Here is a 12013-nt window from a genome sequence, read left to right as displayed (position 1 = left end):
CTCTAAAGCCACCTCATATATTAACTTCCGGAGTGAGCAGATGCAAGAAAATGTCCCCATTTGTCGGGAGATGCCGCTCATGAATGAATTTAAACTGAATCCAGTTTTACGAAAGCGTCTCCCGTTCTATTGGAACGGAGCAGCATAGATCGAGAGAGGCGATGGTAAATGTGATGTGTTCCAGAAGTGCGGACTATTCGATTCCCAGGTTTCGCTCGATGTTACGGGCTTTATTGCTCATGACATATTTCTGCCACCAGCCATCGGGATCGGATTCTTTCGGGCGATCGCCGCGTGCTTCATCGCCGACGTAGCTCCACTGGTCGATTTCTTCTTCACCGCTCCAGTCTGCATCGAATGGTTTGGGTTTGAAGACCCGCATGGTTTCACGGTTCAGTTCAGAGATAGGCTGCATGATGGCGTTACAGCCTGTCACGAAGAATAACGCGGGAGAGAGGACGAGACACGTCAAAATCAACGATTTCATGAGATGTTCCTCCATACAATCTACGCCGGATGAGGACAAGCTGGTCCTGAACCGTTAAGATTGATGGTCACCTGATTGGATGTGATAATTATTGAGTGGGGGGAGATCCCCGTGAGAGAGAGTGCAGCATTTTAATGATTTTGAAAACTGAGTCTACCCCTGTTTGTAGCGGTGGGGCTCAGGTGGTTTTGATCCCTGCTATGAAGGAGTTTACGTGGATTCTGCTTTAGATGTACTTGTTGTGGCTCCGCATCCCGATGACGCGGAAATCAGTGTGGGGGGAACGATTCTGGCCTGTAAATCAGCGGGGATGCGAGTAGGGGTTGTGGAATTAACCAACGGTGAACCAACGCCTTATGGCAGCCCGGAGATTCGGGAGCAGGAGACGGCAGCATCAACGGCCGTGCTGAATCTGGACTGGCGCGCGAATCTGGGACTGCCGAACCGGAGTCTGGAATCGAACCTGGAGGCACGGCGTGAACTGGCGATAGTCTTTCGGACACAGCGTCCGCGGATCATTCTGGGGCCGTACTGGGAAGATGTGCATCCCGATCATGTCTCAGCCAGCCAACTGGTGGATGCGGCTCGCTTCTGGGCAAAGCTGAGCAAAACGGACATGCCGGGGGAGCGATATTGGCCGCCTCAAATGTATTACTTCTGGAGCATCCATCTGCGGATTCACCCGAAACCGAGCTTCGTTTTTGATATTTCTGAGCATATTGATCAGAAAATGCAGGCAGTTCAGTGTTATGAAAGTCAGATGCTCACGGGGCGTCCGACGGAACATCCGACGGTCTTGGACGACATCAGAGACCGCGCACGCTACTGGGGCTGGACGATTCATCGGGCATATGGTGAACCTTTTGCCAGTCGGGAAGAGATCGGAATTCAAAGTTTTCTACCATTAACGTCTGCGGAATGAGCGTAGAGAGGGTTGGATCTGCGGATTAATTCAATCGATGAAAAAGCTCTGATTCAGAAAGAAAATAAGCCTGTTTGACCACTGATTTTCGGATCAACCTTGAAAATATGTACTTTCATCGGTTACACTTTGATGAAGAGTGTTAAGAATTTATTTTGAAACACAGAATTACGAAAGGTGCGTTCATCGGATCTATACGATCTGATTCCCTTTCAGAATACACAGAGAAGTTCTTGTTTCAACCCCGCCTTATTATGTGCACAGTGCAACCCTACCTTTCTGACAATATATATTGAGGAGAAAAAAGAAGATGTCTCAACAATCTCGTCGCGAATTTCTTGAACAATCGATGTTTGCTGCCGCTGGTGCAGCCGCCTTGAGCACTTCGATTCCTCAGCTGTCAGCAGCCGAGTCACAGTCCAGCAGCCCGAATGAAAAGCTGCGGGTCGCATTACTGGGTGTGAATGGCCGTGGTCAGTCTCACCTGAATGCCTTCGCCGGTCGGAAAGATACCGAGATCGTAGCCATCGTGGATCCGGACGAGAGCGTCGGAATGACGAAAGGTGTGGGTAATGTTTATAAGAAAACAGACAAAAAACCAGCTTATTACAAAGACCTGCGTAAAGCATTTGACGATCAGGATATCGACATCGTCAGCATCGCGACTCCCAACCACTGGCATGCCCTGGGAGCGATCTGGGCCATTCAGGCTGGCAAAGATGTTTACTGTGAAAAACCTGTCAGTCACAACGTGAGTGAAGGTCGACGCATTGTGGAAGCTGCCCGCAAGCACAATAAAATTGTTCAGACTGGAACGCAGTGTCGTTCTCAACCCGGTCTGATTGACGCCGTTGAATTTGTGAAAGCGGGGGGTATTGGCGAAGTCAAACTGGCCCGTGGTACGTGTTACAAACGTCGTAAATCAATCGGACCAAAGGGTAACTACGATGTCCCTGCCAGCGTTGATTATGATCTGTGGCTCGGACCTGCTCCGATGGCACCATTGACCCGTCAGCGATTCCATTACGACTGGCACTGGCAGACGCCAACTGGTAACGGTGACCTGGGTAACCAGGGGATCCACCAGATGGATGTCGCCCGCTGGGGTTTAGGTGTTGATAATGTGGGTTCCAGCGTCCAGGCATATGGTGGCCGTTTAGGTTACACCGATGCCGGTGATGTTGCGAATACCCAGGTCAGTATTCACCAGTTTGGCGACAAGCGACTGGTCTTCGAAGTACGTGGTCTGGAAACCGACGATTACCGTGGTGCAAAAGTAGGAGTAATCTTCTACGGAACCGATGGTTACGTTGTGATTCCTTCCTACAACCGTGCATCTGCCTTTGACCTGGATGGAAAACTGATCAAGAAATTCTCTGGATCAGCAGACCACTTTGCGAACTTTGTGGATGCTGTTCGCAGCCGTAAAATCAGTGATTTGAATGCAGATATTGAAGAAGGTCATGTTTCCAGTGCTCTATGCCATCTGGGTAACATCTCTTACGAACTTGGCGAAAAGATGCCTGTGAAGGAAGTTGCCGGCGAGTTCAAGGGAGACAGTGAAGCCCTGGAAACTCTGGGCCGATTCCGCGATCACCTGGGCAACAACAAGCTTGACCAGGATGACACCGTAATCAGCATGGGCCCCAAACTGTCTCTGGACAGCAAGTCAGAAACCTTTACCGGTGGCATGGCTTCCACAGCAAATCCGATGTTGTCTCGCGAATATCGTAAACCATTCGTGGTTCCGACTACCGCCGAGCTTTAGGATTTTGCAGACGCTATTATTTATGATCAGGCCCCTCAATCTTTGTGATAGAGGGGCCTGTTTTGGTCAGGCAGAGCCAGCCAGAACTCAGGGAGAATGGCCGTCCCTGTTTTCCTCTGTCTCGCGCGAGGATCTACTCATTAACTGATAGAGTGATGAATCAAGGAACTGTTGTGCCAGGCATTCCCCCACATGTTCTTCCTCATCGACAATCACGTCTGCACCTGCTGCCAGAAGTTGCCAGTGATGCAGATGGTAGCGGCAGCGAACATAAAGAGAAGTTCCCGGCGCCATCTGGCGTACCAGGTGAATGATCTGTCGACATATTGTTGGACTGGGAAGGGTGATAATCACCAGTCGCGCGCGGTAAAGCCCCGCATGCTCCAGTACTTCGATCTGAGTCGCATCTCCCACTTGTGCCTGCAGTCCATACTGTCTGGCGATCTGGAGGTTTTCGTGGTTCAAATCGATGACGACGATTTGCTTCAGACCGACCTGCAGCAGTTCTCCGGCGACCCGTTGTCCGGCAGGTCCGAAACCCAGAATGATAATGGAATCGGAATCCGTTTTCGAAACAGGTTCTGTTTCAACTGAACTGGCATTTACCTGGTCGGCCGGAGGCAATGGATTGGGTTGCGTTAGTCGGCGAATCATTACAGCAGCTCTTGGAGCCAGTTGGATCAAATAGGGAGTCAACAACAGAGTTGCGATGGTCGCAGCAATCATCGCGCGGAAGGTGGATTCAGAGAGGATACTGACTCCCGGTTCGCCGTGGGCAACGGTTGCCAGCACAAACGAAAATTCTCCCACCTGGGCCAGGCAGAGTCCTGTTCCCAGGGCAAACTGCCATGGTTGACCACAGAGGTAAGCCAGTCCGAATGTGATAATCAGTTTACCCAGGACGATCGCAGCGACCACCGCCAGCACGAGCCCGAGGTGACCGGCAATCCAGGTCAGGTCAGCGAACATGCCGACCGCTGCAAAAAACAGGGTAACGAGAACGGTTTTCAGTGGCTGAATATCGGCCCGGATTTGAGTGGCAAATGGAGAGATCGCCAATAAAACACCGGCGACAAACGCTCCGAGCGCAGGACTGAGCCCGAGCTGGTGCGCCGACCAGGCAGACCCAGCGGCCATCAGCATTGCCAGGAGAATTGGAAAATCACGATTTCGTCTTAGAGAAGAAAGCTCGAGCACGCGCGGCAGGACAAAATTGAACAGTCCATAAAACACGATGACAAAGACAGCCGCCAGGACCAGGGAAAGTCCCAACTGGAGAATGACATCGCCCGGGGTTCCTCCATTGAGCAGAGCCGTGACAATCAGCATCAGGGGAATGACGGCAATGTCCTGAACCAGCAGGATGCCTAACGCTGTTCGCCCATGGGGCGAGTCTAGTTCTGCACGATCATTTAACATCCGAACTACGCAGGCGGTACTGCTGAGCGCAATCATTGCTCCGACGGCAAGGGATTCAGCAATAGAGAATCCCAGGAATGCCGTCACCATTGCGCCTGCCAGCAGTGTAAAAAACACCTGCAGAGTACCTGCGAGTAACGGGACACGTCCCAGTCGGCGGAGGCGGGGGAGTGAGAATTCGAGGCCAATGGCAAACAGCAGGAGCGCCACCCCCAGTTCCGCGAGGTCGAAGATGTCTTTCTGGTTAGAAACCCAGCCAAGTAAATTTGGTCCGACCAGTGTTCCCGCTGCAATGTATCCTAATAACGCACTTTGCCGCAGTTGTTCGGCGATAGTTCCCAGCAGAAGTGCTGCCCCCAGCAGGAGCAGAATGCTCGCCAGCGATTTCCACATGGATCCATCTGAGACAGCAATTACAGGAAATAATTCTGGCAGTAAACTACAGCAGGGGAGATAAAACATTATCTGGCGGATCCTTGGTCTCTGTCAACTTCCATGTCTGGTAATCAATCTGCGCCTGTTATTGTAGACCTGTCTGACAGGTGGGCCAACTGCTTCAATGTGCAATTCGGGTTTTATCAGTTCGACTTATGGCACAGGGTGGGGGCGAATTATAGAATATAGTACTGATGACTGTCATTAGATCAGAGCCTCTCTTTTTCGAAACAGAAGTGTAATTTGAGTTATTGGAAAGGAGTGGCTTGAAATCCATCTGGAACATCAAAACTAGTACTGTATAAAACGTGAAACGGAGTTATAATCGGCGGCAACTCCGATTTCAGGACTCTTCCTTTTGTATGGATGCATTTGATGTTTCAGTTTTTCTCCGGCGCCAAGAAGCAGATCAAGAACAAGGTCAAACGGGCGGTGATCAGGCATCACCGTCGCACGGGAGCGGTGCTGTTCAGCGACACGACACTTCGCGATGGCGAACAGATGCCAGGGGCGACGCTGGATCCAATCGAAAAACTGCAGATCGCGAAAGCCCTCGAAGCGGCGGGAGTCCACTCACTGGATGCCGGCTTTCCAGCTTCCTCACAGGCAGATATTGATGCCATCCAGAGTATGGTGGGGGTGATCAAAAAGCCTGTGCTAACGGCTTTGTGTCGGACTTTACCAGGTGATGTGGATGCCGCTGATGAGGCGCTGGCAGGGAATCCCCCGCACAAACGCGGCGTCAGTCTGTTTTGTGGTACGAGCCCGTTACATCGTCAGTTCAAGCTGGAGAAAAGTAAATCCGAAGTACTGAAACTGATTGTGGACAGCATTCAGTATGCAGCGGAGAAGTTTGACATTGTGGCGTTCAGTCCAGAAGACGCCAGTCGCACGGAAGTGGATTTTTTATGCGAAGTCTACCGGGAAGCGATCGCCGCCGGTGCAACCACTATAGGTTTTCCGGATACAGTGGGCATTCTGACGCCTTGGAAAGCGCAGGACTTTATCTGTCGGATTCAGGATGAAGTACCCGGTATTGAAAACGTGCTGCTGGCAGTCCATTTTCATAATGATCTGGGACTGGCGGTGGCGAACACATTGGCCTGTATTGATGCCGGAGCGAATGTGGTGCAGTGCACGGTTAACGGAATCGGTGAACGGGCTGGAAATGCAGCTTTGGAAGAAGTGGCAATGGCGCTGCATCTGCACCAGGAAGAATACCAGCGTCCCCATCAACTGGATGTTTCTCAGCTGGCACCACTTTGTAAACTGGTAGCAGAGCTGACCGGGATTGCGCTGTCACCTATGAAACCAGTTGCCGGCAGTAATATCTTTGCGACCGAAGCAGGTATTCACCAGGATGGCCTGTTGAAGAATCCTGATACTTATCTGCCGTACAGACCGGAAACAGTGGGTGAAACCGGGATTCGACTGGTGCTCGGGCGTCATAGCGGCCGAAAAGCGATATTGCATCGGCTGCACGAACTGGGGAAAGAACCCAATGAACAGGTTGTGCAGCGGGTATTACAGGCCATCAAAGAACTCCCGAAGGGAGAGCTTGTCGACGATGATCTGTTGTTAAACCTGACAGACTGATTTCCAACTCTGAATTCGAGCAGGGAATTGTATCAGGTTATACAAAGTAGTTAACGGCATTGCGGAAGAGTTGCATACCGGCTCCTTCACCAGTGAGTCCCAGGCGCGTCCACTGAGGATGCTGTGTGGCGAACAGGAACCGTTCCGGGTGCGGCATTAAACCTAATACACGGCCTGCAGGATCACTGAGGGCTGCAATGTTACAGGCAGAGCCATTCGGATTCACAGGGTAGGGCAGGATTTCTTCCTGGAGCATGGTTTCCGTGTCCCCGGCGTCCCGGTAACACATGGCGATCTGTTGATTGGCTTTCCAGCCTTCGATGATGGCAGGGTCATTGACCGCAATGCGACCTTCAGCGTGGGCGATGGGAAGTTCGATCTGATCGATTCCCTTCAGAAACACATTTTGAGGAGCCACGACTCCCAGGTTGACCCAGAGTGACGTGTATTTTCCATTTGTGTTCCAGGTCAGGGTGGCATCGCGGGACTGGTCAGCCTGAGGAGGCCAGCCTGCTGCACCGCCAGGCAGGATTCCCGCTTTAAGCAAGACCTGAAACCCGTTACAGATCCCCAGAACAAGTTTATCTGCTGCCAGAAAGTTCCCGATCACATCAGCCAGTTGTCCCTGAAGATGGCTGGCAAAGATGACGCCCGCACCCACATCGTCCCCGTAACTGAAACCGCCGGGGAGACAGAGTATCTGGTAGTCGTTCAGTTGGCTGGGATTTTTCAGGAGTTTCAAGAGATGAATCCGGGTGGACTCGGCTCCACACAAATCAAATGCATGTGCTGTCTCGATATCGCAGTTGGTGCCAGGGGCACGTAACACACAAACTTTGGGAGGAGTAGACATAAGAGCAGAATTCATCCTTTTGCAATTCAATTTCAATTTGCGAAGTCTTGTCACTTCGTTACTGAGGATGCTATTCCGAAAACGGCTATAGTTCCAGCGTCAGCAGCCGCTTAGCCTTCGAAAAAGCAGGTTTTCCTGATTCGTGCAGTTTTGATCAAGATTGTACATTCATAAATAGATAAATACGAGCAGGTTATGACAAAGAAACGAATACAGATGAGTGAAAAACCGGTCTATTCGCTGCATGTTGGATCTGTTATAGTTCCTGCCTTATCCCAGAGCCCGTTCCGGCTTGATTCTCTTCCTGAGGGGCCAGCCTGATTTTTTCTGAGTACCCTGTTTTATGAATCCCTGTGTTCGATTGTTGCTGATTGCATTGCTGTTGCCTGTCTGTACGGGCTGCATTAATGCTTCAAATACGCGGATTTCCCGTGTTTTTTCGGGACGTCAGGCAATGACACGCAGCGATAAAATGGAAGAAAGGAAAATGCTGGAACTGGAAGATCCTTTGCCATCCAGTGCCCTGGGGCCAGATGTCGTGCGTCCGCGTGATTTCAGTACACAACGGACCGAGTCACGACTGGCGATCGAACAGTCTATTCGCACACGGCCTTACGTTCAGCCGCGTCCGGGAGAGACATTGCATCCCGTGCCTCAATTGTCGGATGGAAACTCGAAATATCCGGAAGTGATCCGACCTTAATCGGTTACGTGAACCGGTTTTTCCTGACTACAGCTTTTCATTACCCTGACATATCGTACAATGTGTAAATGAAGCGAAGCTTTCAACTCTGTTCAGGGTCAGTGGCTATTTTGCGATATCGATTTTTTCACAAAGAACAACGACCAGTCTTTCGTACCCTCATTGCGAGACTTCTGCTTGTTTCAGGTCTTATGATCGCAGGTGGACATGCAAATGTGATGGCACAGGCGGAGATTAACCGTTCAATCGATGCGCAGGGAAAAAAGTATTACACCCTGCAAACGCGGACAGCCGTCAGTCGTGGTCTGCAGTTTCTGGCAGAACGACAGCATACTGATGGTTCTTTTGGTTCTGGTTCTACTTTTAAAAGCAATGTCGCGGTGACAGCATTGTGTGGAATGGCTTTCCTCGCGGATGGTAGTACACCGGGTAGAGGTAAGTATGGAATCCAAGTGCAGAAAGCGGTTGATTTCATTCTGGCTTCCTGCAAGCCTTCAGGCTACATCATTTCACCCGACAGCATTTCCCATGGACCGATGTACGGTCACGGATTTGCCACATTATTTCTGGCTGAAGTTTATGGGATGACACACAGCAAAGATGTGCGTGCGAAACTGGAAAAGGCAGTCGAGCTGATTGTGAAATCACAGAATGCTAAAGGGGGCTGGCGATATACGCCGGAGAGTAGAGATGCGGATCTGTCTGTGACCGTTTGCCAGATCATGGCGCTCCGGGCGGCTCGGAATTGTGGGATCTTTATTTCTAAAGATGTGATTGATCGCTGTATTGACTATGTGAAACAGAGCCAGAACCCGGATGGCGGATTTCGCTACCAGCTGGTGCGTCAGGCAGAGAGCGAATTTCCCCGATCCGCTGCGGGTGTTGTCGCCTTATACAGTGCAGGCATCTACGAAGGTCCAGAAATCGAAAACGGTCTGGGTTATCTGATGCGGCATCTGCCCAACCAGCGTTACTTCCGCGGCAGTCACTATTATTACGGACAATATTACGCCGTACAGGCAATGTGGCAGGCAGGAAAAAATTACTGGGAAGGCTGGTATTCGGCAATTCGCGAAGAGCTGATCTCCGGGCAGATGTCCAGCGGCAGCTGGAGGCCGGACAGTTCCAACTGTGTCGAATACAGTACTGCCATGTCGTGTATCGTTCTGCAGATTCCCCGGAATAATATTCCCATCTTTCAGCGTTGAAAATCTTCAGCTTTTATTGTCCCTGGTGACCTCATGCGATCAATGCTGTTCTGCCTTCTGTTCATTCTCATAGGACTCATATTTCAGAGCCAGATACAGGCAGCGGAGCTGGAACTGGTCAGTGGAAAAAAACTGGACGGGACACTGATAGAAATCAGGCAGAACCAGTTGACCATGCAGATGAAGACGGGACGTGAGACTGTCGCAGCCGCAGATACCATTCGTGTCTATCTGGACCATCACCGACTTCCCTGGAAAAAAACGGGGATGCTGAGATTGGCAAACCATGATCAGATTCTGGGCGATCTGGTGCGTTCTGAAGAGGAATATCTGCTGATAAAAATGAATACGCTTCCGGGGCAGCCGGAATGGCGCGTTCCGCTGGAGACAGTTACGGCCGCTTTTTTTGACTGGCCAGCTTCGCGTTTCACTCGTACCGAGTTGCTGACAAAAATAGACTTACAGAAACAAAATGACGACCTCTTCTTTCTGAAAAATGGCGATCATCTGCAGGGAGAGTTTATCAGTTTCAATGAGAAAACGTTCCGCTTTGACTCCAGTGCAGGAGAAACTTCTGTTCCACGCGGAGGAATCCAGTGCTTCTGTTTTAACCCGGAGCTGGTCAATTTTCCTCAGCCGGATCAATTGCGCTATGTATTGACTCTTACAAATGGGACTCGAGTTACCATTTCGGAACTTGCAGTGAGCCAGGAACATGTTGCGGCGAAAACTTTATTCGGCGCCAGTCTAACTTGTCCCATCAGCATGGTCGAAACTATTACGCCAAAGGGGGGAAAGGTGATTCCGCTCTCCGATGTGAACCCTGCCTCCTACCAGTTTACTCCATATTTGAGCCGAAAATGGGATTGGCAACGCAATCGAAATGTACTTCGCGGGCCTCTGGTCACTGAGGGAACAGAATATTTCTCCGGCCTGGGGATGCACAGCGCAAGCGAGTTGCGATACCAGTTGGATGGAAAGTACTCCGGTTTTCAGACTCTGGTAGGTCTGGATGAAGCTACGACCGGGCGGGGAGACGTGGATGTATTGATTCTGGTGGACCAGCGCGTCGTCTTTCAGAAGTCCCTTTCAGAAGAACAGCGGCGGATGGTTGAGGTCCCGCGTATCGATATGACTGGCGCACAGGAACTGATACTGAAAGTCGAGTTTGGTAAAAATGCTGACATGGATGATCATGTCAACTGGCTGCGTCCTGTTCTGTTGCGGTCAGAGTGAATCCGTTTTTCTGAATGCCACACTAAAGTTGACTTGTCAATCAGTAGCATCATGGAACGGTTTTATCTATTCTGGTTAGCAGCTTCGCACGATTGTCCCACCTGTTAATTTCAAACCATTACAAAGAAGACATCTTATGAAATCCATTCCTACTCTGCTGTTTCTGTTTACGCTGTGTTTAACTGCATCGCTGATTGCTGAAGAACAGGTCGATACTTCTCCGGCGCCTGTGAAGATTGTAAAAGTATTTCCTTACCTGAAAATTGACCGGCCGATTGTAATAACCCATGCAGGCGATGATTCGAACCGTCTGTTTATAGCCGCGCAAAAAGGGAAAATCTTTGTTGTTCCCAATACGCCGGAAGATGAAGATCTGGAAGAAGGCAAATTGTTCCTCGATATTTCGGAACGTGTGTCTTATCACGATAAGAAAAATGAAGAAGGATTACTGGGACTGGCTTTTCATCCCGATTACAAATCCAATGGCGAATTTTTCGTGTACTACAGTACGCCGGGCAAATCACATAATTATTCTGTGATATCCCGCTTCCGGGTTTCCAAAGATGATCCTGATAAAGCGGCTGCCGATTCCGAAGAAGTTTTAATGCGTGTTGCACAACCTGCCTGGAATCATAACGGCGGGACAGTCGTTTTCGGGCCGGATGGGATGCTGTATATCGCCTTTGGCGATGGCGGGGCTGGCGGAGATGCGTTTCATAATGGACAGAACCTTTCCAGCGTGCTGGGCAGTATCTGCCGGATTGATGTGGATCATAAGTCGGAAGGATTGAACTATGCGATTCCCAAAGACAATCCCTTTGAAGACGGGAAGAAAGCAACTTTCCCCACCATCCGCAAGGAAATCTGGGCATACGGATTACGAAACCCCTGGCGGATTGCCTTTGATCCCAAAACCGGTGTGCTGTGGGCAGGCGATGTCGGACAAGGAATCTGGGAAGAAATTGATCTGATTGTCAAAGGTGGAAATTATGGCTGGTCCGTACGCGAAGGGAAGCACCCGTTTGGTCTGAATGGCGTTGAGCCTCGTAAACATCTGATCGAACCGATCTGGGAATACAATCATGAAGTCGGCAAATCGATCACGGGGGGATCGGTTTATCGCGGGAAAGCAATTCCCGCCATTGCAGGGGCTTACATTTATGGTGATTATGTTTCCGGCAAATTCTGGGCGTTGAACTACGACGCTGAGAGTAAAAAAGTCACCGCCAATCATGTGATCGAATCTCCCAGTATCCCGATGATGACGTTCGGGACGGATCAGAATGGCGAAATGTTTCTCTCTTCATCCTTCAGTGAAATCTTCATGCTGAAAGCAAAATAGAGAGTCCACGGAAATCAACAACCAATAAAAAACCACGGCAGACC

General features: G+C 50.3%; 10 protein-coding genes. 7 read left to right on the top strand and 3 right to left on the bottom strand.

Features of this window, described 5'->3' with window-relative positions; genetic code table 11:
- Window positions 1-193 precede the first annotated feature (193 nt).
- Window positions 194-487 carry a hypothetical protein gene (locus GmarT_RS17985; RefSeq protein ID WP_002645532.1) on the bottom strand — a complete coding sequence of 98 codons (294 nt, stop codon included), beginning with the start codon at window positions 485-487 and terminating at the stop codon, window positions 194-196.
- A gap of 214 nt (window positions 488-701) precedes the next feature.
- Between GmarT_RS17985 and bshB1 the strand changes: the two genes are divergently transcribed.
- Both bshB1 and GmarT_RS17975 read left to right on the top strand, forming a co-directional pair.
- Window positions 702-1409, top strand: a complete 708-nt coding sequence (bshB1, locus tag GmarT_RS17980; RefSeq protein ID WP_002645533.1) for a bacillithiol biosynthesis deacetylase BshB1 — start codon at window positions 702-704, stop codon at window positions 1407-1409.
- A 310-nt stretch (window positions 1410-1719) separates the two neighbouring features.
- Window positions 1720-3177, top strand: a complete 1458-nt coding sequence (locus tag GmarT_RS17975) for a Gfo/Idh/MocA family protein (protein ID WP_002645534.1) — start codon at window positions 1720-1722, stop codon at window positions 3175-3177.
- An 87-nt stretch (window positions 3178-3264) separates the two neighbouring features.
- Here the strand turns inward: GmarT_RS17975 and GmarT_RS17970 are convergent, their stop codons facing one another.
- Entirely contained in the window at window positions 3265-4989 is a 1725-nt protein-coding gene (locus GmarT_RS17970; protein WP_044237174.1) for a cation:proton antiporter, read from the bottom strand.
- A 417-nt stretch (window positions 4990-5406) separates the two neighbouring features.
- Between GmarT_RS17970 and GmarT_RS17965 the strand changes: the two genes are divergently transcribed.
- On the top strand, window positions 5407-6627 hold the full coding sequence (locus tag GmarT_RS17965) for a hydroxymethylglutaryl-CoA lyase-like TIM-barrel protein (RefSeq protein WP_002645536.1): 1221 nt from the start codon (window positions 5407-5409) through the stop codon (window positions 6625-6627).
- 37 nt (window positions 6628-6664) lie between these two features.
- On the opposite strand, the gene GmarT_RS17960 is transcribed toward GmarT_RS17965, so the two are convergent.
- A complete protein-coding gene (locus GmarT_RS17960; RefSeq protein ID WP_002645537.1) occupies window positions 6665-7480 on the bottom strand; it encodes a phosphoribosylformylglycinamidine synthase subunit PurQ in 816 nt (271 codons plus the stop codon).
- Window positions 7481-7823: 343 nt separating this feature from the next.
- On the opposite strand from GmarT_RS17960, the gene GmarT_RS17955 reads away from it, so the two are divergent.
- From GmarT_RS17955 to GmarT_RS17940, 4 genes are all read left to right on the top strand, one after another.
- Complete coding sequence (locus GmarT_RS17955; protein ID WP_002645538.1) at window positions 7824-8183, top strand: hypothetical protein; 360 nt, start codon at window positions 7824-7826, stop codon at window positions 8181-8183.
- A 110-nt stretch (window positions 8184-8293) separates the two neighbouring features.
- Window positions 8294-9391 carry a prenyltransferase/squalene oxidase repeat-containing protein gene (locus tag GmarT_RS17950; RefSeq protein ID WP_230682473.1) on the top strand — a complete coding sequence of 366 codons (1098 nt, stop codon included), beginning with the start codon at window positions 8294-8296 and terminating at the stop codon, window positions 9389-9391.
- A 33-nt stretch (window positions 9392-9424) separates the two neighbouring features.
- A complete protein-coding gene (locus tag GmarT_RS17945; RefSeq protein ID WP_081459434.1) occupies window positions 9425-10627 on the top strand; it encodes an NPCBM/NEW2 domain-containing protein in 1203 nt (400 codons plus the stop codon).
- 136 nt (window positions 10628-10763) lie between these two features.
- Window positions 10764-11969, top strand: coding sequence for a PQQ-dependent sugar dehydrogenase (locus tag GmarT_RS17940; RefSeq protein WP_002645542.1), 1206 nt, complete (start codon window positions 10764-10766; stop codon window positions 11967-11969).
- Window positions 11970-12013 lie beyond the last annotated feature (44 nt).

Source organism: Gimesia maris, assembly GCF_008298035.1.
GTDB classification, from domain to species: Bacteria; Planctomycetota; Planctomycetia; order Planctomycetales; family Planctomycetaceae; genus Gimesia; species Gimesia maris.
Note: the sequence above shows the minus strand (reverse complement) of the source record. Positions and strands in the feature narration are given on the sequence as shown.